Annotated in this window: 23 protein-coding genes and 1 pseudogene; 19 read left to right on the plus strand and 5 right to left on the minus strand. The window is 56.0% G+C overall.

The features are described 5' to 3' along the window. Window positions 1-86 precede the first annotated feature (86 nt). The 8 genes and pseudogenes from MD273_RS15745 to MD273_RS15775 all read left to right on the plus strand — a co-directional run bounded on the left by MD273_RS15745 (window position 87) and on the right by MD273_RS15775 (window position 6,727). On the plus strand, window positions 87-1,208 hold the full coding sequence (locus tag MD273_RS15745) for a dihydrolipoamide acetyltransferase family protein (RefSeq protein ID WP_239038750.1): 1,122 nt from the start codon (window positions 87-89) through the stop codon (window positions 1,206-1,208). Window positions 1,209-1,313: 105 nt separating this feature from the next. Then, complete coding sequence (locus MD273_RS15750) at window positions 1,314-1,817, plus strand: copper chaperone PCu(A)C (protein ID WP_239038751.1); 504 nt, start codon at window positions 1,314-1,316, stop codon at window positions 1,815-1,817. A 347-nt stretch (window positions 1,818-2,164) separates the two neighbouring features. After that, complete coding sequence (locus tag MD273_RS15755) at window positions 2,165-2,938, plus strand: HEPN domain-containing protein (RefSeq protein WP_239038752.1); 774 nt, start codon at window positions 2,165-2,167, stop codon at window positions 2,936-2,938. A gap of 93 nt (window positions 2,939-3,031) precedes the next feature. Then, window positions 3,032-3,412 carry a hypothetical protein gene (locus MD273_RS15760; protein ID WP_239038753.1) on the plus strand — a complete coding sequence of 127 codons (381 nt, stop codon included), beginning with the start codon at window positions 3,032-3,034 and terminating at the stop codon, window positions 3,410-3,412. A 126-nt stretch (window positions 3,413-3,538) separates the two neighbouring features. Beyond that, a complete protein-coding gene (locus MD273_RS15765; protein WP_239038754.1) occupies window positions 3,539-4,855 on the plus strand; it encodes an ATP-dependent nuclease in 1,317 nt (438 codons plus the stop codon). Between the two features lie 96 nt (window positions 4,856-4,951). Continuing rightward, window positions 4,952-5,473, plus strand: a pseudogene (locus tag MD273_RS19220) (Pycsar system effector family protein). Window position 5,474: 1 nt separating this feature from the next. After that, a complete protein-coding gene (locus tag MD273_RS15770; protein WP_239038755.1) occupies window positions 5,475-6,203 on the plus strand; it encodes an adenylate/guanylate cyclase domain-containing protein in 729 nt (242 codons plus the stop codon). Window positions 6,204-6,235: 32 nt separating this feature from the next. Next, window positions 6,236-6,727 carry a hypothetical protein gene (locus MD273_RS15775; protein ID WP_239038756.1) on the plus strand — a complete coding sequence of 164 codons (492 nt, stop codon included), beginning with the start codon at window positions 6,236-6,238 and terminating at the stop codon, window positions 6,725-6,727. A 95-nt stretch (window positions 6,728-6,822) separates the two neighbouring features. Here the strand turns inward: MD273_RS15775 and MD273_RS15780 are convergent, their stop codons facing one another. After that, window positions 6,823-7,650, minus strand: coding sequence for a MipA/OmpV family protein (locus MD273_RS15780; RefSeq protein ID WP_239038757.1), 828 nt, complete (start codon window positions 7,648-7,650; stop codon window positions 6,823-6,825). Window positions 7,651-7,872: 222 nt separating this feature from the next. Here MD273_RS15780 and MD273_RS15785 point away from each other — a divergent pair, with 222 nt between their 5' ends. After that, a complete protein-coding gene (locus MD273_RS15785; protein ID WP_285229169.1) occupies window positions 7,873-8,367 on the plus strand; it encodes a gamma-glutamylcyclotransferase family protein in 495 nt (164 codons plus the stop codon). On the opposite strand, the gene MD273_RS15790 is transcribed toward MD273_RS15785, so the two are convergent. Together MD273_RS15790 and MD273_RS15795 are read right to left on the minus strand one after the other, a co-directional pair. Continuing rightward, the gene (locus MD273_RS15790) at window positions 8,364-9,404 is read right to left on the minus strand and encodes a M14 family metallopeptidase (RefSeq protein WP_239038759.1); all 1,041 of its coding nucleotides are present in this window, start codon (window positions 9,402-9,404) and stop codon (window positions 8,364-8,366) included. The two genes, MD273_RS15785 and MD273_RS15790, sit on opposite strands and share 4 nt — an antisense overlap. After that, window positions 9,401-10,885: a glutamate-cysteine ligase family protein gene (locus MD273_RS15795; RefSeq protein ID WP_239038760.1), complete on the minus strand. Its 1,485-nt coding sequence runs from the start codon at window positions 10,883-10,885 to the stop codon at window positions 9,401-9,403. The genes MD273_RS15790 and MD273_RS15795 overlap by 4 nt, the downstream gene beginning before the upstream one ends. 252 nt (window positions 10,886-11,137) lie before the next feature. On the opposite strand from MD273_RS15795, the gene MD273_RS15800 reads away from it, so the two are divergent. From MD273_RS15800 to MD273_RS15820, 5 genes are all read left to right on the plus strand, one after another. Next, the gene (locus tag MD273_RS15800) at window positions 11,138-12,127 is read left to right on the plus strand and encodes an NAD-dependent epimerase/dehydratase family protein (protein WP_239038761.1); all 990 of its coding nucleotides are present in this window, start codon (window positions 11,138-11,140) and stop codon (window positions 12,125-12,127) included. 1 nt (window position 12,128) lies between these two features. Continuing rightward, window positions 12,129-13,523, plus strand: coding sequence for a glycosyltransferase family 2 protein (locus MD273_RS15805; RefSeq protein ID WP_239038762.1), 1,395 nt, complete (start codon window positions 12,129-12,131; stop codon window positions 13,521-13,523). Next, entirely contained in the window at window positions 13,520-15,325 is a 1,806-nt protein-coding gene (locus tag MD273_RS15810; protein ID WP_239038763.1) for a tetratricopeptide repeat protein, read from the plus strand. Before MD273_RS15805 ends, MD273_RS15810 begins: the two co-directional genes overlap by 4 nt. 152 nt (window positions 15,326-15,477) lie before the next feature. Beyond that, window positions 15,478-15,744, plus strand: coding sequence for a hypothetical protein (locus MD273_RS15815; protein WP_239038764.1), 267 nt, complete (start codon window positions 15,478-15,480; stop codon window positions 15,742-15,744). Further along, window positions 15,741-16,982 carry a Glu/Leu/Phe/Val family dehydrogenase gene (locus MD273_RS15820; RefSeq protein WP_239038765.1) on the plus strand — a complete coding sequence of 414 codons (1,242 nt, stop codon included), beginning with the start codon at window positions 15,741-15,743 and terminating at the stop codon, window positions 16,980-16,982. The genes MD273_RS15815 and MD273_RS15820 overlap by 4 nt, the downstream gene beginning before the upstream one ends. Here MD273_RS15820 and MD273_RS15825 read toward each other — a convergent pair. Beyond that, a complete protein-coding gene (locus MD273_RS15825) occupies window positions 16,979-17,908 on the minus strand; it encodes a hypothetical protein (RefSeq protein ID WP_239038766.1) in 930 nt (309 codons plus the stop codon). The two genes, MD273_RS15820 and MD273_RS15825, sit on opposite strands and share 4 nt — an antisense overlap. An 82-nt stretch (window positions 17,909-17,990) precedes the next feature. Here MD273_RS15825 and MD273_RS15830 point away from each other — a divergent pair, with 82 nt between their 5' ends. From MD273_RS15830 to MD273_RS15845, 4 genes are all read left to right on the plus strand, one after another. Then, entirely contained in the window at window positions 17,991-19,043 is a 1,053-nt protein-coding gene (locus MD273_RS15830; protein WP_239038767.1) for a hypothetical protein, read from the plus strand. Window positions 19,044-19,228: 185 nt separating this feature from the next. Further along, window positions 19,229-19,972 (plus strand): GGDEF domain-containing protein, encoded by a 744-nt coding sequence (locus MD273_RS15835; protein ID WP_239038768.1) that lies wholly within the window; start codon window positions 19,229-19,231, stop codon window positions 19,970-19,972. Between the two features lie 60 nt (window positions 19,973-20,032). Beyond that, window positions 20,033-20,257, plus strand: coding sequence for a GDCCVxC domain-containing (seleno)protein (locus MD273_RS15840; RefSeq protein WP_239038769.1), 225 nt, complete (start codon window positions 20,033-20,035; stop codon window positions 20,255-20,257). 72 nt (window positions 20,258-20,329) lie between these two features. Then, a complete protein-coding gene (locus tag MD273_RS15845) occupies window positions 20,330-20,791 on the plus strand; it encodes a methyltransferase family protein (RefSeq protein WP_239038770.1) in 462 nt (153 codons plus the stop codon). On the opposite strand, the gene MD273_RS15850 is transcribed toward MD273_RS15845, so the two are convergent. Next, entirely contained in the window at window positions 20,770-21,726 is a 957-nt protein-coding gene (locus tag MD273_RS15850) for a DMT family transporter (protein WP_239038771.1), read from the minus strand. The genes MD273_RS15845 and MD273_RS15850 overlap by 22 nt on opposite strands. Before the next feature lie 126 nt (window positions 21,727-21,852). On the opposite strand from MD273_RS15850, the gene MD273_RS15855 reads away from it, so the two are divergent. Further along, a complete protein-coding gene (locus MD273_RS15855; RefSeq protein WP_239038772.1) occupies window positions 21,853-22,749 on the plus strand; it encodes a LysR family transcriptional regulator in 897 nt (298 codons plus the stop codon). The last annotated feature ends 177 nt before the right edge of the window (window positions 22,750-22,926 follow it).

Genomic DNA, 22,926 nt, shown 5'->3' on the forward strand with positions numbered 1-22,926 from the left:
AGTCAGCAAAAGCCCCGGCCAGGCACCGGGGTCTGACCCCGAGGGGTCAGACCCCACCTTCAAACCAGAAACCAGGGGAGTAGCAAATGAAAAACTTCAAACTTCCAGATTTAGGCGAAGGCCTCCCCGAAGCCGAAATCGTCGAATGGCACGTCAAAGTCGGCGACACCGTCGAGGCTGATCAGGTCGTGGTCAGCGTCGAAACCGCCAAGGCCATCGTGGACATCCCATCCCCCGACGCCGGCACCATCGCCAAACTCTACGGCGAACCCGGCGACATCATCCACACCGGCGAACCGTTGCTGGCCTTTGAAGGCGAGGGCGGCGACAGCGGCACCGTAGTCGGCGAACTCAAGACCTCCGGCAAGGACACCAAAGGCAAAGCCGGCCAGGACCAGTTCATCATCGGAGCCGCCGCCTCCAGCAAACGCGCCCGCGCCAACCGGGCCACGCCGGGCGTGCGGGCTCTGGCGGAACGGCTGGGCGTGAGCCCGGAACAGATCAGGGGCAGCGGCCCCGGCGGCCTGATCACCAATGACGACGTTCACCGCCAGGCCAGCCACCAGAAAAAACTGGGCGACGGCGAACCCATCCGTGGCACCCGCCGCACCATGGCCAAGAATATGGCGCTCTCCCACGCCCAGGTGGTGCCGGCATCGGTCTTCGAGGATGTGGACATTGGCGCCTGGAAAAAGGGCACGGACATCACCATGCGCCTGGTACAGGCCATCGGGACAGCCTGTGAGGCGTCCCCGGAACTGAACTGCTGGTTCGATGGCGACAACCTCACCCGCCGGTTACTGGACGAAGTCCACGTGGGCATTGCCGTGGACACCCCCGATGGCCTGTTCGTGCCGGTGCTCCGGGACATTACCCACCGCAGCCTCAAGGACCTGAGAAAAGGCCTGGAAAACCTGCGGGAAGCGGTCGCCACCCGCAAGATCCCGCCGCAGGAAATGCAGGGCGCCACCATCACCCTCTCCAACTTCGGCACCATGACCGGCCAGTACGCCAACCCGGTCATCATCCCGCCGCAGGTGGCCATCATCGGTTCGGGCTGCATCCGGGACAAAGTGGTGCCCGTCGATGGCAAACCGGCGGTTCGTCCGGTATTGCCGCTGTCGCTGACCTTCGATCACCGTGCCGCCACCGGCGGCGAGGCCTCCCGCTTCCTCGGGGCCATGGTCGAGGCCCTCTCCAGACCCTGAGCCGGCAGGCGGCCGCGACCATTCGCCGCACCGTACGGCTTGGCACCGGTGCCAGACCTTTCTATGCTGGCGGCATTCCGTTTTCCCCAGAAAGGACGTTTTTCCATGAACAAATGCCTGAGCATCCTGCTTCTGAGCATGGCAGTACTGGCCCCGAACGTTTTTGCCCACGACTACCAGAACGGCAACGTGGCCATCGACCACCCCTGGAGCCGTCCGACACCCCCGGGCACCCCCATGGGTGTGGGCTATCTGAGCATCACCAACACCGGTGAGCGCGACATCACCCTGACCGGCGCCGAAACCCCCCGCGCAGCCCGGATCTCCATCCATGAAAGCAGCATGAAAGACGGCGTAATGCGGATGCAGCCGGTCAAGAGCGGCCTGCTGATCCCGGCCGGTAAAACCGTCGAACTTAAACCCCACAGCTATCACCTGATGCTGGAGAAGCTCAACCAGCCGCTGGCCCAGGGCGAGAGTATTCCTGTGCAACTGGAGTTTGACGGTGCCGAGGACATGAACATCGAGCTTACCGTCGAACCGCTGGACGGTGGCATGGCCATGGAAAAGCAGGAGATGGATCATTCCGGGCACAAGATGAGCAATTGATTGCGCTTCCTCCCCGGGCTCTTATCCCTTCCTACTGAACCCGTCAACTCGGAGTTATGCGAACGAGGGCGCATAACTCCGCCGCCTCTGCTCCAGCGTCCTGATTTTCTGCCATTTTCCTGTTCAAAGAGTGGAGTTATATGCCCGCAATGTTCCGGCGCTGGGCTGCTGGCGTTCGTATAACTTCTTTAGTGGTATGTAGGGTGCGGTTTTTAAGGTTATGAACTATAGTGGTTTTTTGTCGGGTTCGTGACAAGGCGGATGGAATTATACGAATGCGGGATAGGCGCCCGGAGTTATACGAACGCGTTCGTATAACTAGCTGTTAGGAATGAGGGTCTAGATTTATGGAGCGGGAGATCCTGATAAACGATTTCGCTACTCGTAGTTTTAGGGATGTAGCGGATCAAGATTACATCGCGGCTAGGCTCTCCTATCGCCATGGGCTATATCCTCAGTTTCATTGGCAGTCTCTCCAAGCTCTAGAAAAGTATCTAAAGGCGATATTGCTCTATAACAGGGTGAAAGCTAAGAGCATCAATCATGACCTAGATAAAGCTCTCAAACTCACCCGAAAATTGCCATTCCAGCTGAGCAGGAGTTCCATTACTGACGATTTTATTAAGCATCTTTCCAATTTCGGTCGTTTCAGATACTTGGAATCCTCATATTTTATTAAAGGGCCAAAGTTAGCTGAACTGGATAAAGCTGTTTGGGAAATAAGGCGTTACTGTAAAGTTTTGGATTACGATCTGGCTCTTCAATGTGGAAATGTCGAGAACATGTTCCAGCATGAGCTTGATGCAATTGAAAAAAGTAAACAGCGGCCCCCTCAGAAGTTCAGAATTGCAGGTGGGCTTTTAGAGAAAATCATTGACCAACAGAAACATCCTTCACGCAGTGCTTTGGTTTGGCAAAATCTGTTTTTCGGAAAGGTTGTCCGGAGGCAGGTACGCATGCCCACCGCCTTCCATGCGGTAAATGCGCCACTGTACCTACATCCAGAAATACTGGATGAAGTTTTGAAGTACGTATTTCTACCCGACAAGGTGGCAGAGGCCTACCGGGAGCATGGCAAGGTAGTGAGCCAATCGGGAGGTAATTCGGGTAGAAGTTCCTAACAATGTGGTCAACGGGACGCCAACTACGCTGCGCTCCGTTGGCGCCCATTACCACTGGCGTTAAACCAAAAATAAAAAAGGAGAGTTTCATCTATGAGGGCACTTTCAGTTCCTTTGGTCACCATAGCAATCAGTGGATGCTCGATGATGGGAGTGATTCCTGCCAAGGAAGCGGGGCCTTACCCGGAAAATTATAAAGAGCGAGTGGCGGGCTACATCGATCAGGCTTACAAAGACCCCGGATCTCTAAAATCTGTATCTATATCTCAGCCGATCCCCTATCGAATATTCGATGATATTGGGTATATCGTTTGTTTTAAGGCCAACGCAAAAAATAGTTATGGTGGGTACACGGGCGTCAAAACACAGCAAATAATGTTAGAGCCTGATAATACTTGGAACACGGGCGGCACAAATGGTTGTGAACAGGCAAATTATCAGCCTTGGCCAGAGATGGAGCAGCGGGATAGCTAAGTCTACAAAGCTAGGGCCGCGAAAAAAGGTTTAACCAAGGGCTCAAGCCGACCGGTTTGCGCTGGCGCTCCAACCGGCGGCTTAGCCCAAGCGTTACGTGTGCAGTAAAACAAAGGGATAGAGTTTATGTACCACTATGACCAAAGACCAGGAACTCAGTTCAGCGAGGCGGCGCAGAGCTTCATGAGAGACATTCAGTCCTCTGAGTATGTGGTGCTATGTGGTCGAAACAACTGTGGAAAATCCTATCTACTTAAGACTCTAACTCAACAACTTGGCGAGCGTGCGTCATATCTTGGGCCTGCTCGGTATCAAAATTTTAATGTCATTGGTAGTTTCGCTCCTAACCGGAATCAGAGAAGGAGAACTCGAAAACACCAGGAATTCATGAACCAATGGCGTAACCAACAGCAGAATTTAGATAACTCGCCGTTTAATCTACAGCAAGCCATAGCCGAGCTCACAAATGAAAAAAGAGAGCAATTGATTGAAATAATGCAATCTTTGCTCGGATCAAAAATGGAGCTAAGACATACTGTTGAAAACAACTCTATGTCCCAGCAATATATATCAGTTGATGGGCACAACATTTCTTTTACAAGCTCAGGTTATCGATTAATAACATCTCTAATTACTTCTCTTCTTGACGAAGAATTTGATACATTTTTTATTGACGAGCCAGAGCTCGGGATTAGTCCTGAAGCTCAAGGACTTTTCTCTGATTTCCTGTTCAATAAAGAAATTAGAGATCGTTATTTTGGGCATATCAAAACCCTAGTATTAGCAACTCATTCGACGATATTTCTCGATAGAAATCAGATCACCAACAACTATTTTGTCGAGAAAGACGGTGACATAATTGACATCACAAGAGTGGATAACGTTTCTGACATAAATAGAATGCATTTCTTCCTGCTGGGGAACCGACTGGAAACTCTGTATATGCCTTCGAGCATAATCATAGTAGAGGGGAAAAGCGATTATAAGTTTATCAATAGGTTGTTGAATGTCAGGTATGATAATTCAAACGTTAGCGTTATACAGGCAAATGGAGATTCAAGAATAAAGGAAATTTTCAATTTGACTAAAAGTATATTTGGCGACATCCAAAAGAGCCCTTATAAAGACAGAGTTTTTGTTGTTCTAGATAGTGTGCATGGTCCAGGATTGAAAGCTTCGCTTGAGGCAATGGGTCTACCTAGTGAAAATATCGTGACATGGAATAAAAATGGAATCGAATACTATTATCCAGAGAAAATAATAAGGTCTATATATGGTTCTTCTGGAGAAATTGAAATTGATGGTGACATAGTAAGGTTAAATGGCATTGAGCATAACAAAAACAAGCTCGCAGATCTTGTGGTAGATAAAATGACGAAAGATACTGAGCTAACCGAGGAATTCCAAGACGAGTTCCTAGCCAAGATCGAACCTTTAATCTGAAACACGTAACCAATGCGTCAACGGGACCGCTTTGTTCCGCTGCGCTCCACAAATCGGCCCGTTACGCCAGCGTTAGAATTTTATCGAGATTTTGGTATGGATGAAAAACTAGAGAAAATTTTCTCTAATATAAATGACTGGCTGAGATTTGCAGAGGCAAAGTCTGCAACCTTGATTGCAGGGAATGGCGCATTAATTTTTGCCATTTTCAGGCTGAGACATTCGGCTGAGGTCCCTGAGCTGTTAGCTCTTCACTTTAACGTATCGATATTTTTTTGCTTGATGTCTATGGTAGTCTGCTTGATATCGATTACACCATCATTAGGAATGCCTTGGGAATCCAAGCCCAGAGGTTGTGATAAATCTGACAATTTGCTCTTTTTCGATGACATATCAAAGTATACGCCCGCGTCCTACCTTAATAGAATGGGATAAAATATAAACTTAGAGAATTCAGACTTCACTGGATACCAGAAAGATCTTGCGAGTCAGATAATAGTAAATTCTGTAATTGCGAGAAAGAAATATAATTGTTTCAAGATTGCTGTTTGGTTGAGCCTATTCGCGTTGGTTTCACCGGTGGTCGGTATAGTTCTGTATTTGATAGGGAGGAGATAATGTGAAGTCAGGAATTGACTCAAAAGTGACAGAGATAATTGATAACAACTTCAAATTCACGGACATAGCCTATGTGCCAGATATCGACAATACAAGCCTAACATTTAACAACAAAGGCTTACGGTTCGAAGCGACCACCCTTTTTATCGACATGAGGGGGTCAACGTCAGTTTTGAACAGACACAACCGAGTATCCGTCGCGAAATTGCACAAAGCCTATTTTCATACAATCGTTACAATTGCCAGAAGTTTAGGTGGCGAAGTTAGAAGCTTTAATGGCGATGGAATGCTTGTTTTCTTTCCCGGCACGTCAAAGGAAACACTTAGCAATGCAGTAGAAGCTGCCATGAAAATGAAATGGATGTTGTCTTCAGACGAGTCAAAAGTAAAAAAGAAAATGGAAAAGTACTCGTCAGTCGACTTTGGTATAGGAATAGACGATGGGAAAGTTCTATGTTCAAAAGTTGGTGTCGCCGGGGTTAACAACAGGGACCTTGTTTGGATAGGAAATGCGGTAAATAAATCAGTAAAAATTGGCGATAACATGCATAATAGAATTGGAATTTCCACTTACGTGTATAGCAATCTGCAAGATAGAGTAAAATATTGTGTTGAAAAAGATTTTTTTGGCAATGATGTGAATGTCGATATGTGGCAAAGCGATTACTTTCAGTATAATGGAGAGCAACAAAAATATTATTACACAACATACTATTGGAAAGTAGTATGATTCTAATCGGCTGTTAGAAGTAGAGGAATTACATGGAGTTTTTTGACCAATCGTTTTTTCAGGGTGTAGCTGCCACACTGGTTGGCGGTGCTGTCGTCGCCCTGCTGACTCCTCTTAAAAATCGAATAGTCGATTATCGGAATCGAAGGAAATTAAAGAAGCTAGAGCAGAAACTGAACATGCTCAAGTGGGAAAAAGAGCATCTTGAAAAAGTAAAAAAATCCAGTGTGGCCCTGAGCAGAGCTGTTTATGCCGATATTTTCTTTTTGCTCCTGTTCCTGAGTTTAGGTTTAGGACTCCCAGTCGTCGGTCCAGTTGCCGCTAACCTCAATCCTTTGTTTGACCCAGTGGTCAAACTACTGCTTCCAATGTCCGTGCCGATATGGGCTGTTTCAATTTTAATTGCTATACAAAACATCAAGAAATTTAGGAACCTAAATAACTACTCTGACGCCATTGAGAAAATGACCTCCAAAATTGACGGGGTTGGCCAGAAGATAGAAAAACTCAATTCTAACAAGTAGTTGCATTTCGTTCCGGCCCTAGCGGGCCTTCACCGGACAGCCTTGTCGCCGCTTCGCTCTGCCAAGGCTGCCGCTGAACAATGGCGTAAGGTGTTCTAGAACACATAAATAAATCCGACGCCTACTTCGGCTTCATAATTGTTGCGTGCGATTGGGCTGTCCTCAATGTCGCTACTGTAACGCTCATATACAGCCTCGCCGAAAATCTGCCAATTCTCGTTAAAAGAATGACGATAATTGTAATTGAACCCAACCGAGCGAAATCCCCCGCTCAGGTCAGTCTCACTCAGTCCCGATGCAGCTGACTGCTCTGCGTCTATACCAAAATCTTTGTTGGCATAATCGCTGTCGTGAAATACCACGGCGATAGCAATTTCATGACCGGTTCCGTCGATCTGATGGCCGAAGCGGCGCCCAATTCCCAAAAGACCAAGACTTCCATTCTCACCGGTTATGATCCGGCCATCCAGCCAGTAACGCCAATCGGCATCGAAAGCACGACGTGCTTGCAGCACGAGTTCAGCACCCTCATCTCCATCACCGAGACCATCCAAGCGACCGTCATCGGAATCGCTTTCTTCACGACCCTCCTCAAAGCCGACGGCCGCCTCGAATAGCCACGTGTCAGAACCAAGACCACGCCACCCCAGGGCCTCACCGGCCCAGAAGAAAATATTATTACCTTTACGCCATTGCAACGCACCGGCGGGATCGACCTCCGCACCGAATTCATCCGACCCTTCGTAGGCAGATTCGTATTCAATACTCAGGCCTAGCCCAAGGGCCCAGCCATCATCACCCCGGGTGAAGTCGTCGACTGAGGGTAAGGGCACCAGAGCTGTATTTCTGTCCTGTGCTAACGCTGTTTGAGAGAAGAGTGCGTGTAAGCAAACCACCAAAAGGATGCCTGTAAACTTTTTCATCTCAATTCCGCTGCAGTGGGTGATGCTATATTGAAGATATTACGTGAAAGATATGTGAATAGTTCACATAAATCGTGTGTCGCTTGAAGGCTCGGTTCTAATGTCTGGTAAGTTGCTCAAGTCGGCTGGAGGTAAATTGTCACTTGTTTGCAAAGAGCCGCACACAGGCCGCCAAGTCACCCCCCAACCGCTTAGCAAGTCGTTAAGCCATGCGGAGTCAGCTTGAGGTACTTTGCTTACGGATCAAACATGTCGCTCCCGAGATTGAGGCAGAGGGTGCCGGGTGCTGAGCGAGTAGGCAGGTTCGAGCTCGTTGAGCATTCTCTCCGGTTTCACAAGTGGAGCCGAAAAGACGGATCGGCCAAGTGCGATGCGCTGTTCACCGGAAACCCCGAAGACGTTGTCATTGGTGCCCTTTTCGAGATACCGGAGCACGAGAAAGGCGCGCTGGACCGGGCTGAGGGAGTGGGCTTCGGCTATGAGGAAAAGCGGGTCACGGTAACGGATGCCCAAGGGAACTCCCTCCAAGCGTTTACCTACTATGCAACGGATACCGATCCATCCCTGCTGCCATACTCCTGGTATGTGCATCACGTCATCTACGGCGCGAGGGAGATCGGCGTTCCAGGTGACTATCTGGATGCCGTGCTGGCCACAAAAAGCCGGGAAGATCCCGACAGAGAAAGAGATGCCAGAGAGCGGGCAATATACCGCTAGAAAATGGGCTCGCCCGTCGCTTTGACCGCATAGAACAGGCAGTCACTCTTCGCAATCACCGGGTTGGTGGTAATCATGAAGGCTTTGAGGGCCTGGGCGGGGTAGATCTGCCCGTCCCTGACCCGAAGAACCTGCTCCATGTTCTCGGTCCGGTTGTGGCTGATTGCTGTGAGTATGCCGAGGCCCTTTTTTCCGATCCACCCCAGAGGCTCATCCGGGGAAACAATCCCGAAATTGCGGTGTTCGATGTCTGGCGGAAACGTGAGGTCAGCCTGTCCGCTCGGCTCAAGGCGGTATTCGATGGTCGCTTCGGGTGCCAGCTCCACCCGGATCGGGTTTCGCAGTACGGTGACGTCCCACTCTGCTTTTTCCAGCGACAACACGTCGGGTCTCGAGGTGTACCGAACGAGTCCCTCGTATGCCAGTTGATGGGCCTGATCGTCCTCGGCCCCGCCACACTCGATGGTCACCGTGGGCACCTCCTGTTCCGAGTACTCCATCAGCGCACCCAGACGCAGGTCTGTCATGATGAGGCGGTCGGTGAAGAGCGAGGTCAGCGCCTGGTGGGCGGCGTCGTTGGTGATGGTCACGGCGAAGGCCGGGCCTGTGCCTGAGGTGTTGTGCACGTCCAGCAGGCATTCGGGGTTCGCATCACGAAGCTCTTCCAGCATGGCTTGTGCGATGGCGCCTTCTTCCCCCTCGAAGGGTTCTTTGAAACACCGGTTGAGGTCGCGTCCTTCGGGCAGCTGTCGAAAGGAAAACGCAGGCGGAATCTTGGCGGGATAGACGCCTCCTAGCAGGAACAGCATGTTGACCGCGGGCGTGTGCTGCTCGATCAGCCACCGGTGAAGCGCAAACAGACCCGAAGGCTCGTTGCCGTGGATCAGTGTTGCCATGGCCCGGGTACGGGAGCGATCCCGGCCGGCCACCCGAACCACGGTGGGCTTGTGCAAACGGTCGAGCCACTCCAGCGGAGAGCGGCCCAGCGTTTGGGGTGAGGGGTCATTGAGGTACTCAAGTACGGTCGAATTACTCACGTTGACAGTGTCCATTCATGGAGCGGTACGTTCTTCTTCTGGTTGGCCATATAGAGAGACAGCATACTCCGGAACGCCTCATCGGGGCCCAGGGAACTGGATAAAGACTCGGTGATGCGGCGCTGCCACCGGGCACCCGACATGCCGGTTTCGATGCGGCCCTCGATGATGCCCAGCAGGCGGTCAATTTCCCTCTCGTCCACGGCTGTCTGTTTCAATGCTTCCCAGGCGCGTGGCAGCAGCTCACGGGCCACGGTTAGCAGGGGCGTATCCTGCAACTGGACCTGGTCCTTGTGCGGCCAGATGATTTCCGCGCCGATGCCGTCTTTGGCTGCGCGGTAGAAATTGTGTTCGGTGTAATGGAAGGGGAGTATCGACGTCAGATGACGGATGTCATCAAGCACGGCCAACGCAGCCCCGATCACGAACAGCCCGTTCGCACACATATCAACGGCCGTCGGGCCTGCCGGCATGGAACGGATTTCGATGCGCAGATGCCCCCCTTCGGCATGGTCGTAGATGGCCCGGTTCCAGGGCCAGGTGGTGCCCTGGTGCAGGCGCAGTTCGGAAAGTCTGGGCACCTCGCCACGATCAATCACAGCCATGGGGTCCTCATCCGACATCACGGGAATGATGGGCGGATACAGCGATGCCGAAGCTGCGAACAGCTCCCAGGCGCTGCGCGCCCAGCCGTTGCCGTAATAGACCCGTGGCGGGTGGCGCCAGGTTTTGTGGTTGGGGGACCGGCTGTCGATGGATTGCTTGAACAGGGCAATACGGGTTTCGTCCCAGAGGTGATGGCCAAACAGGCTGGGCGAATTGCTGGCCAGGGCCAGGACAATCGGCGTGACCAGCTGGATCGCATTGAAATAATCGGCAAAGCGCTGGGCAGGCACACGCCAGTGCAGCTGGAACGAGGTATTGGCCCCTTCCATGTAGACGTCGTCCGCTTCCAGATCGATGACATCGTTGCCACCGATATGGATGCTGAATGGCTCGCCCCGTTGCTTGAGCAGTGCGTTGGACAGGGCATGGTAGCGGGGCACGTCGGTCATCACGTGTGCGCCCATGTCGGACTGGCGAAGGGTGGGCAGAATGCCGATCGGTACCAGCTCTCCGTCCATCGGTGCGGCGTGCTGGTTGATTCGCCGGATGGCAGCGAGCAGCTCCTGCTCTGTTCGGGCAAACGGATCTCCCCTGAAAGCCTGGGGGCTGAGGTTGTATTCGAGATTGAAGCGGTTGAGCTCAACGGTCAGTTGGGGGTCCTGAACGCTGGCGGCGATTTCTGTGTTGATGGGTTGAACGTGCAGATCACGGTTTACGATGTAGAACTCGACCTCGGCTCCGATTGAACTTTCTCCCTCACCGAAGCCGGGTCGGTCCAGAAGACGAGAGAGTGCTGTAAGGTCCGTCCGGACCTTGGCTGCAAAACGCTCAAACTCTTCCGGCGCAAATTCTGTTGTTTTGATCGACAGTCCCACGGTAAGTCGTCTCTAGCACTGACTTACCTTGATATTAGTGGAAGATCCGCCCGGCACCAGCCCCCCTGGGAAGTAGACGCTCAGGAAGGGACCGTCACCGGTGTTTTTGCCACTGATCATTTTCTTGCCTTGAAGCAAAAATAGACAGATCAACCTGTGCAAGAATCACTCTTGAGCTATCCTGAGGTCCGAACTGACGGAAAACAGTGACAGCATTCCCGCTATAGCTGGGTTTTGATAACGGAGTGTCCCTTGCACATACTCGTCACCGGTGGCGCCGGTTTTATTGGCTCCAACATTGCTGAATACCATCTCAAACGGGGCGACAAGGTACATGTGGTGGATAACCTCAGTACCGGCTCGGAAGCCAATATCGCCGCATTCATCGAGAATCCCGATTTCCGGTTTGACCAGGCCGACATCGTCACCTGGGATGGCCTGGACACGGCCGTTGCCTGGGCAGACCGTATCTACCACATGGCGGCGGTTGTGGGCGTGTACCGGGTGCTCAGTGAGCCGGTGGGAACCATGGCCACCAACATCGCCGGCACCGAGCGTCTGCTGCGGTCGGTGAACCGTGACAGCTGGGCGCCGCAGGTGATCCTCGCCTCCAGTTCGGAGGTTTATGGTCCGCACACCGAACCGCGGTTGACCGAGGACGACTCCCTGATCATTCAGTCCGGCGCCCCCCTGCGCTGGAACTATGCCATCAGCAAACTGGCGGACGAGGGCTTTGGCCTGGCCTATGCCCGGGAACACAACATCCGCGTGATCATCGCCCGTTTCTTCAATACCGTAGGACCACGGCAGACCGGCCGCTACGGCATGGTGGTGCCCCGCTTTGTCCGGAAAGCCGTGGCCAATGAGCCGATTACCGTATTCGGGGATGGTGAGCAGTCGCGCTCCTTCTGCGATGTGCGCGATACGGTCGTGGCGCTCGACCGTCTGGCGTCGATGCCCGATCTGCCCAACGGCGAGATCGTCAACGTCGGCAGTGACCGGGAGATCAGCATCAATGAGCTTGCCCGGCTGGTGATCGAGTGCGCCGGGAGCCGCTCGACCATCGACCATATTCCCTACCGGGAAGCCTATGGCGCGGAGTTTGAGGATATCCGCCACCGTCGACCCTCGCTGGACAAGCTCCGCCGGCTCACCGGTTTTGAACACGCCTGGACCCTCGAGGAAACCCTCAAGGATCTGATCGACCGGGCCCGTAAACAGATCACGGAAGGAGAGAAGTAGTATGGCAACCGCGCCCTGGTTCGTCATTGGTCCCAGCACCCTGGTTGCCTTCATCGGCCTGATGCGCGGGCCGGACAAAACCCCGCCCGAGAGCGCGGAAGACTGGCGTGACGCCACCGTGGATGTGGTGATTCCGGCGCTCAACGAGGAGCAGAACATTCTGCTTGCCCTCAGTTCCATCGCCCGCCAGAGTCTCAAGCCCCGCAAGGTGGTGCTGGTGGATGACGGCAGCACCGACAGGACGGCCGAGGTTGCCCGTGCCTTCGGTGAAGATCTTGGCCTGGCTCTGGAAGTGATCCGGCGTGAGGAGTCGATCGGCAAGACCCCGACCGTCAAGCGCGAGGCCAGGGATCTGGACGCCGATGTGGAGGTCGTCCTCGATGGCGACACCTTCCTGGAATCGGAGAACTACATCGAGCGGCTGGTCCAGGAAATCTACAAGGCCCCCGGCGTGGCTTCGGTCTGCGGCGTGGTGCAGCCGATGCGGGAAACGGACCGCCGCGCGATCAGCGATGAGGCGCCCCTCAAAGGCTTCCTGGAGAAACACGCAAACTACGTTACCCCGCGTCCCGGTGCCTGGCAACGTTTCAACCGCGCCATCACCAACTTCTATCGCGGAATTCTCTATACCTTCCTCCAGCGCTTCGTATACCGGGGCCAGATGACCGTGTTCGGCAGCATCATCAATCCCGTCGGCTGTGCCGTGGCCTATCGCCGCGAATACCTCAAGGAGCTGTTCGATTACTACGAGCCAATCCTGGGGGACGACCTCACCAACTCCGAGGACATCTTCATCGGATTTGCGTTGCTGAACGAGGGGTACCGCAACGTACAGCTGCAGGATGTGACGGTACGCTCACTGGAACCGGAGTTTCCCCGGCTCGCCCACCAGCTGTACTTCTGGTCTTCCAGCTTCCTGCAGAGCTGCTACTACTTTGACGGCCTGCTACGCAGCCCCTTCAAGGGCTTCCGCCGCTATCGCCAGAAGCATGAGGCGAAGCACTACGAGGAAGACCATCCGGATACCCGTGACCACATCCACCGGCGCGGCGAACCGTACCGGCAGCCCTGGGGGCAGGGCTACACCAGAAAATACGGCCGGCCCATGGGCTGGGCGGTGTTCATGGCAGCGCTGGAAAAGATTGCGTTCCCCACAGCCCTGCTGATCATGCTGATCCTGCAACTGTGGGAACCGTTGCTGATTACCTTCCTGGCCGAGATGACACTGGTGATCCTGATCCTCATGTTCAATGCCCCGGGCCACCGGTTCCGGGCCTTCTGGGAAGCCATCGCGGTGACACCGCTCCGTTACGGCAGCCTGCTGTTCGATGCGGTAAACATCGGGCGGTTCGCGACCGATCTCTGGATTACACGCAACCGGAGGTGGCGCAAATGAGACACCTGTTTGCCGGACTGATTCTGTCCCTGTGCGCGGGGGCGCTGCACGCTGCCCCTGCCGTGCCGGAAGCGGGCCTGAAGGCCGAAATGGCCGGAGAGTGGGAGAGCGCACTGACGGTCTACCGTTCCGTGCTGGAAAGCCAGCCTCAGCGAGTGGATCTCTGGTTGAGGATGGCGGATATCTACCACCGTCTGGAACGCCCGCAAGAAACCATCAATGCCCTGGAGCAGGCCCGCGAACTCGCGCCGGACAACGCTGAAATCGCCTTCCGGTTGTCCCGCGCCTACGCCATGGCCGACCGCCCGGCGGACGCCCTGCAGCAATGTCAGCAGGCCGTGGAGCTGGAGCCGAGCAACGTCGATTACCTGCACACCTGCCTGCAACAGGCTAACTGGGCCCGCAATCGCGCAGCCGCGGAGCGCACCATCGAGTCGCTGCTGGCGATTTCCCCCCGGGACCGAGATGCCCTGCTGAGTCGGGCCCTCTGGCACAGCTGGATGGGTGAGTATGAACAGGCCGCCACCGCCTATGACGAGTACCTGCGCCATTACCCGGAGGACCACGACGCGACCGTAGCCCGCATCCAGGTGCTGGGCTGGGCCGGGGACCATGAGGGGGCCGAAAAGGCCCTGGCGGATTACCGCCAACGCTTTGGAGACACGGACGCCTATCAACGGGCCAGGGCTCAGGTGTTGCTGCAACAGGGACGGTACTATTCGGCCTCGGACCTGCTCACGCCTTTGGCCGAGCGACACCCGGAGGATTACGATATCCACTTTGCCCGGGTGCTGGCCACCCGCGCATCCGGCCAGCCTTCCGAGGCGCTGGACAGCCTGGCGGTCCTGGAAGCCCGGAAGCCGGGCGAGCCGGAAACCCGCGAGCTGGCCCGGGTCACCCGTGCTCCCTTGCGTTCCCTGGTGGGCATCACCGGCGACCATCAGTTTGATGCCGATGACATCCGCATCACCACAGGCAAAGTATTCGGTGAGCTCGCACTCAGCCCCGAAACCCGGGCGCTGATGGGCTACAGCGCCCGCCGCGTCAGTACCCGTCAGGGCTCGGAGTTCATAGCCGAGGATGGCGACCGTTCCACCATGGATTACTACGGCTGGGTCGGTATGCGCCACCAGCTGCACCCGCGTGTGGCAGTGGAAGGCCGTGTGGGCCGGGGCAACATCGAGGGCGGCGGCGATTACGGCTACTACCTGCTGGAGGGCGACTGGCACCCCCACGATGACTGGTCGCTGCAGCTTTCCCGCGAACGGGCCCTGTACGCGTTGTCACCGCTGTCCGTATCACGGGAGATCGTTGAAACCGAGAACCGCCTTCGCGCCCTGTGGCACCCGGGTATGCTGTACCAGGTGGAGGGATGGATCAGCGCCTCGGACTTCTCGGACGACAACAGCCGCCTGGAGTTCTACCTGGCTCCCAGCCGCCGCGTCTACCAGAACGGGCCCTGGGGCGTGAACCTCGGTCTTTCCGCCCAGCGTTTCACCTTCGACAAGGACCTGGACAACGGTTACTACGATCCGGACTACTTCAACCGCTTTGCCGGCACCGCGCTCTTCTACTGGAGCCCGAACGTGGATGACTGGGTCGGCCTGCGCACCAGCCTCGGCTGGCACAAGGACGATACGTTCTCCAGCTACGAGTTCGGCTCCGACGTGGAACTCGAAGCCCTCATCGGCCGCTACCGCGACTGGCAGTTCCACGGCCGTATTGCCTACGCCGACCGGCTGCAGGAGACCGGGCGGTACTATGGCACCTCGATTCACCTTGGGCTGATTCGGCGGTTCTGACGGTTGCCCTTCTACCCTCCAGGGGTTTTCAAGCGGAGTTATGCGAAAGAGGACGTATAATTCCGCTGTGCTTTGTCAGTGTTCCACCGAGTTACCCACAAACAGTAGATACCTCCTATAGTTGGGGAAGCCCCTGGCATGGAGGTGCCCCCATGAATAATGAACGCCCGATCGTCCGGCAGTTCTTTGCCAAAATGAAACCAGAATTTCTCCAACTGTCTGAAGAGGAACGCAGACAGTTCATGATCCGGGACCGGTTCGAAACAGGTAATGGCTTGTATAAATTGAAGCAGGGAGCGCCCGCTGCTCCGTTGCGTCGATTCCACTTCATCCCCGGCGACTGCTATGTTGAGGGTCAAGGAGTCTCTCTGCCAAACAGGGAGCGCGATCAAGCACAGGATGAATGGGGAATGCCATGAATTACGATTTTCTGGACGAAAGCGGGCAGATTCTTCGGGAGGCGGGGCATCTCGGCAAGATAGACCCCAACGTGATCGAATATCTGGCTGCGCCCGGGCGCGTGGTGTCGTTCCGTATTCCAATGAAAATGGACGATGGCAGTTTTCGTGTGTTTGATGCCCATCGTGTTCGTTATAACGATGCTCTCGGGCCGAGCCGTGATGGAACCCGCATTTCCCCCGAACTCGACCTTGATGAGGTGAAATCCCTCGCCCTGATCATGTCGATCAAACATGCAGCCGGGCGAATTCCCGCCGGCGGTGGCAAGGGTGGCATCGTGGCCGATCCCCGTGAATTGAGTGATCGGGAGTTCGAGTCACTTTGCCGCGCCTATATCCGCAACCTGCGCCCGAGAGGGCAGGCCTACGATGTCCCCGGTGCGGATATCGGCACGGATCTGCAAACCATGAGCTGGATGCTGGACGAATACGAGTCGGTGACCGGCTACCATGAGCCGGCCGCGGTCAACGACAAACCGCCCATCCTTGGCGGGTCGCTGGGGGGCTATGAGGCGACCGGAAGCGGGGTTTTCGATGTGTTCCGTGAGGCCGCGGAGCAGGCCGAGTTTGCCATCGAAAATGCCCGTGTCGCCATCCAGGGGTTCGGCCAGGTCGGCTCGGTGGCGGCGAGCATGTTCCACGAAGCCGGCTGTAAGGTGGTGGCGGTGAGTGATAGCCGTGGCGGCATTTATTCGAACGACGGGCTCGATATTCCTGACCTGTTGGCGCACAAGAAGTCCACCGGGAAAGTTTCGGATTTTGCCGGCACCGAGCCGATTACCAGCGAAAAGATGCTCGAATGTGACTGCGACGTGCTGGTGCCTGCGTCGGTTCAGGGGGTGATTACCGCGAGCAATGCGGAACGGATCCAGGCCCGGATGGTGGTGGAAGCCGCCAACGCGCCAACCACCATAAAAGCCGATGCGATGCTGCTGGAACGAGGCGTAATCATCGTTCCGGATGTGTTGGCCAATGCCGGTAGCGTGCAGTTGTGTCAGATGGAACGCAGTCAGGGGCTTTCGGATAATTACTGGGATATCGATACGATTAACCGCCTGAGACAGGAGCGCCTGGCCAGGAGTTACCGTGAAGCCGTGAATGCAGCAGCTGAACACCAGGTGAAATCAGTCCGGCTGGGGGCGTGGATCAATGCCCTCAAACGCATTGAAGAAGCGATGCACCTGCGCGGCTGGTGCTAACGCGGTATGGCCAGGTCAGCACCACCGGTCGGTGAGCACTTGAGTTCCGGATTCTCACGGTCGATCAACTCCAGTGCCACGGCGGCATTGCGTACCCGGTCGCGCATCATCTCCTTGTGGTAGCTGTCCGGGTTCCACGGCGCGTACAAGGTTTCCTCGGATGGGCCGGGTTCAATCTTGAAATAGCAGGGAGCGGCGATTCGGGCGATCTCTGCCGCCTCGTAGAAACGCACGAAGCCTCCCATGGATTGAACCAGGAAGAGATATACGTCCATGGGAATCTGGATGCTGCTGCGGATGGCCGAAAGCATCGGCAGGCTCAGGTCGGCGAGGGGGTTGAAGGTGTTGGCCCCCAGTTGCTGGGCAACCAGGGCGCCGGGCGGGTTGGCCTGGCCGGCAAAGACTGAGAGCTTGAAGATGACATCCGCGGGAATGACCTCTTTCTGGCGTAGCTGGTCGGCCAGCCACAACACGCCTTCACCGGTGATCAGAAAACCCCGGAATCCGGCATTCATGCAGCGCTCGATGTCTTTCAGCCAGTGCCGCACGGCATCCATGCCACGCAGGCGCATGCCGGAGACCAGGCCCTCGGGTGTGGACATCTGGCGGCCGGCGTCCCAGCTTCGGCGTGGACCGGGTGTCATCACTACTTCGATCTTCTGTTCACGGGCCAGCTGTGCAAAATCCCGTAATTCTGGCTGCGTGAGATACGTCGCGCCACCGACGGTAGCGATGATGCGATGAATCGGTACCTTCTGGTGCTCCGCCTCCCTGATCATTGCCTCCAGTGCACAGACCCGCTCGACCCCGGATATTTCGATGCGATAGTGACCGCCATCGGGGAATCGTAGGTCGGATGATGGCAGCTGATTGTTGTCATGGGCCGGGAGACCGAGTTCTGCCAGCACCTGTTCCAGATTATCCATCATTGCCTCTTGGCCTCAGTGGTTTGAGCTATCCTTCACTATTAGCACACGATACGGAAAAGGGTTTAATCAGGAGGCCCTCATGCCATTGAGTAGCGCCGAACTCATCGACGATCCCATCGGTTGTTACCCGCCGGCAACGGTGGCCTGCTTTGATCCGACCCGTGGTGCGCTGCCCCGGCGGCAACTGGATGAAACGCAGACCCGAACGTTTCTTGAACGCCTGGCTGCTGCCGGGGCGCCTGCTGCACTCATTGCATCGTCCACCGGCCAGGGGCATCTGCGCACAGTGGATGAACTGGCCACGTGGTTTCGTTGCGCGGCGGACGCGAACACCCGGAACATGCTGCTGATGGGGCTGCTGAGACCGGAGGATGGGATTGCAGCCAATCAACGGCTGTTGGACCTGCTGGCGGACCTCGGGTATCCCGTGGTTTTTTTGCGGCCGGGGACCGATCTGTCCGCGCAGGCAAGCGACAATCAGGTGAGCGACAGCCTGGCCCCGGTCATCGCAGCGGCGGCAGAGCGGGGGCTCGCCATCGGGCTGTATTCGATTTCCGATGTCAGTGGTCTGCCGCTCAGTGCCGAATCTGCAGCGCAACTGCTCGGGTGTGAGGGTGGCGGGCATATCGTCGCCGTCAAAGTGACCGAGACCGATTACGACAAGAGCACGGCACGGTTCCTGGCTCACCCGGCCCTCCGTCGCCTCAAGATCGTTCAGGGATGGGATCCGCACCTGAGTCGTGCCCTGCGTGATGGTCCGCGTTTCGATGTAAAGGGTCGCCAACGGGCCGGAATTACATCGGGCCTGATGTCGCTGGCGGTGCACCAATACGTGCATCTGCTGGACGCGGCCGCCCGTGAAGACTGGCGTGAGGTTGCGGAGGCCCAGCGAGCCACCGATGCCCTGTTTTGTTCAATGCAGGACGACCCCGGGCATTTTGCCGACCTTCAGCGGGCCAAGTTCATCATGGGGCTTGGGCACCCGCTAACCGGGCGCATCAGCGAGAAGCAGGTCGAGCGTGTTCTTGACGCACTGGAGCATCTGCCGCGAAATGCGGATCGCCAACGTATAGCCCGCAGTCTTGATCTGATGGGGAGCGGCCCCTATCACGATCGACTCACCACATTCTGACCCTGATTGACATTTGTCACCCTCGGGTGAAGCCGTTAGCATTACCGGTTCGGAGTGATTCCACTCGCGGAGTCGCCCAACCCGTCACGCCCGGCCAGAAGTTTCATTCCGGATGGGAATCCCGTATACGGCCACAGTGACCAGGCGCACCCTGATCGTCGCTGGCCGTAGTGCCGAGAAATTCCATGAAACTGCTCACCATAAAAGATGTCATCCTCCGGATTGTCGCCATCATTGTCGTGGCGGAATTCCTGGTCATGCTGGTTTTACGGAACATTCCCCACCAGGCAAGCACATTCACAGAAGCTGTTCTCGATGCCGGGGCATTGGCGCTTCTCTCGACTCCGGCGATCTATATATGGGTCATCAGGCCGTTTGTTAATGCCCGGGATGCAGCGCTGACCCGGATCCGGCACCTGGCCAGTGTTGATCCGTTAACGCAGCTGGCGAACCGGCGGCTCCTGGTGCAACATCTGGAGAAGGCTATGGCCGGCAGCGCCAGACACAAGGATCATGGGGCAGCACTGCTTCTGGATCTCGATGGTTTCAAGGCGATCAACGACGGCCATGGGCACCTGGCGGGGGATGCGGTGTTGGTCGAAGTTGCAGCACGCCTTCAATCCGTCGTCCGCACCGACGACATCGTCGGGCGGCTGGGGGGTGATGAGTTTGTCGTTGTGCTTCACCGTCTCGGAGCTGATGAAGCAGCGGCGAGGATCAAGGCGATGAGTGTGGCCGAAAAACTCATCAGCTTTGTAGGTGCTAAAGTTTACTTCGAGGGCGAGAGCTTGCATGTTGGCGCGAGCGTCGGGGTTCGCCTCATCGGATTTGAAGAGCAGGATGCCGAGGTGGTCATCGGGGACGCCGATGCCGCCATGTACCAGGCAAAGCAGAAAGGTGGTGGTTGCACTGTCTTTTTCGGAGACTGACTCCCTTTGCCTTTCCATGACTCACCACCTACGGAGATACCCGGGCATAAGGAGGCAAATATGGCAGAGGTCATTCTGGAATCCACCATCACATGTCCCGAGTGTGGTCATCAGAAAACGGAGGTGATGCCGACCAATGCGTGCCAGTATTTCTATGAATGTGAGGCGTGCAAGGCCTTATTGAAGCCGAAACAGGGCGACTGCTGTGTTTTCTGCTCGTTCGGTACGGTTGCCTGCCCTCCTGTTCAGCAGGGCATAGGGTGTTGTGACCCGGATGGCGGTTGATACGGCAATCCCATGCTAGCATCTCAGGACAGACCACCATCCACGAAACCTTCTTTTTCCGGGAAAAACATAGTGAAAGGACTCGAACTCAAGGTTCCCCCCCTCATTCTGGCCGTGATCTTCGGGGCAGGGATGTGGGCGGTCTCTCGTCTTCTGCCGGCAGGGCATTTCGTGTTGCCCGGCAGGCTCTGGCTTTCCGCCGCAGTTTTCGGTGTTGGCGCATGCGTCGCCATTCTGGGGGTACTCGAGTTCAGGGCAGCAGGTACCACGGTGGACCCGCGCACGCCGGATCAAAGCGAAAACCTCGTGGTAAACGGAATCTATCGCTACAGCCGGAATCCCATGTACCTGGGGTTTTTCCTGCTGCTGGTTGCCTGGGGGATTTTCCTCGGCAGTGTGTTTTCCTGGCTGCTTCTGCCCCTGTTTGTCATTTACATGAACCGCTTCCAGATCCTGCCGGAGGAGCGGCACATGCGGGTGTTGTTCGGGGATGTCTATGAGCGTTATATGTCTCAGGTGCGGCGGTGGCTCTGATCTCTCTGATGCGGCTGAATGATAGTGCGCGTCACCGGGCCCGAGCGGTTGCTCAGGCGTAGCCCGAGGATCACCATCATCACGCCGAGCCAGATCGTCAGAGTGTATTGTTCCCGGAACCAGACGACACCGATAACCAGCCCGAACACAGCAGCCACTGCACCGAGTTGGCTGAAGAACACCGGCGTTGCGCGTTTCTGGATCTCGAAGGCACACAGGTAGGCCAATGCCGTGAGCACACCCTGGAGAACAATGACCTTCTGCAGGCCGGGGCCAAAATTGACCGAGACCAGTGGCGTGTCAGTAACCCGGGTAAACAGGGCGAGCGAAACGGCGCAGGCGAGTAGCGTTCCCGCCGCCAGTGTCATCGGCGTGCTATGCCGGGGCCAGGCCACCGCGCGGTAGATATTGCCGATGGACAGGGCGACAGGAATAAGTAGCCCGAGGAGATACCATTGCAGGCTCGAATGAGGCACTTCCGAGTGGCGTTGAAGAATGATCCAGACGCATGCCAGTACGGCAACAGACAGGCCTGAAAACCGGCTCCAGCTGCGTTTTTCCAGCCCCATGGACGCGGCGATCAGGAAGGTGAAAATCGGTGGAAGTGCATACATGATGCTGGTGAAGCCGGTCCCCAGTTTTGAGACCAGGAAGAAGGCCGTCACGTTGGGTATTGCGATACCCGAGAGGCCGCTGATGAAGAAGTAGGTGATCAGGCGCAGGTTGAGCAGACTCCTGACCGGAGTTGAACGCAGCAAAAGGATCGAGCCGGCAATGAGTGTCTGCCAGAAGGCATAGGTTGCGGGAGGCATTCCCTGCGTCGTGGCGGTTTTCGACAGCGCCAGCATCAGGGCGATCAGGAACCCGTTCGCTATCAGCAAGCCCCAGACTACGCCCCGGGGGGAGGGGGTGAAACGTTGGATTAAGGCCGTCATCGCCCGTGTGCTCCGAAGTGTGAATGAATGGGTGATGATTTGGAGTGTGCCTGAATCCATTGAATTGATAATCGGAAGGGATCGAACAATACTTGTTCCAAACTGGAAACGGTATTGGAGTGTAAAGTGGCCACTGACAAACTGGCTGCCCTGAAGGTTTTTCGGCGCGTGTCGGAACTGGGGAGCTTCACAAGGGCGGCGGATGATTTCGGCGTTACCGCTGCTACGATCAGCAAGCACATCGCATTCCTGGAGCAGGACCTTGGCACCCGGTTGATTAACCGGACCACACGGCGCATGAACCTCACCGACGCCGGGCTGGCATTCTTGAAGCGGACCCAGGCCTTGCTGGATGATCTGGAAGATGCCGAGCTCGAGGCCAGGGGATTCCAGGCGGAGCCCCGGGGAACAATCCGCCTGAATGTACCCATGTCATTTGGCCTGACCCACATTACCGGAGCCATCGACAGTTTTCTGGATCGCTACCCGTTGATCGATATCGATCTCCAGCTCAATGACCGAATGATTGACCTGGTAGAGCAGGGCGTTGATATCGCCATTCGGGTGCGCAGCGAGCTCTCCGATTCCAGCCTGCGAGCGAGGCCACTGAGAAAGTCCAGAAATATTGTGTGTGCATCGCCGGAGTATCTGGCCGGTGCGCCGGCGATCCGATCACCCACCGATCTGGCAAGCCATAATTGCCTGATGTACACCCTTCACGACCGGCCCGGCATCTGGGCGCTGGGTGGCGAGGAAGTCAACGTCCACGGTAACTATCGAACCGACAGCAGCCTGGCCATCCGTCATAGCTTGCTGCGGGGTCTGGGCGTGGGCCTGTTGCCCCGGTTTTTGGTCCAGCAGGATCTCGACAACGGAACCTTGATCCCGCTGCTCCAGGACTACCCGCCAGAGAGTTACACCATATTCGCTGTTTTTCCGCCGGGTCGCATGCAGCCCACCAAGGTGCAGATGCTGGTGGAACATCTCGAGCAGTACCTTGGTGACAGGCCGTACTGGGAATAGCACCGGCCGGGATGGTGCCGCCCGGGTTTTCCTGCTTATTGTTTCTGTACAGGAAACAGTATTCTTCTTTTCTGTCGATTTATCATGCTAATGGGCTTCTCTATTGTGACCGCTCCAAGGACAGGAACCTGACCGCGACGTGTTCAGCAACGCCGCGTTTAACCCGGTTCCTTGTCT

The organism is Marinobacter sp. C7 (genome assembly GCF_022343555.1).
Taxonomy (GTDB): domain Bacteria; phylum Pseudomonadota; class Gammaproteobacteria; order Pseudomonadales; family Oleiphilaceae; genus Marinobacter.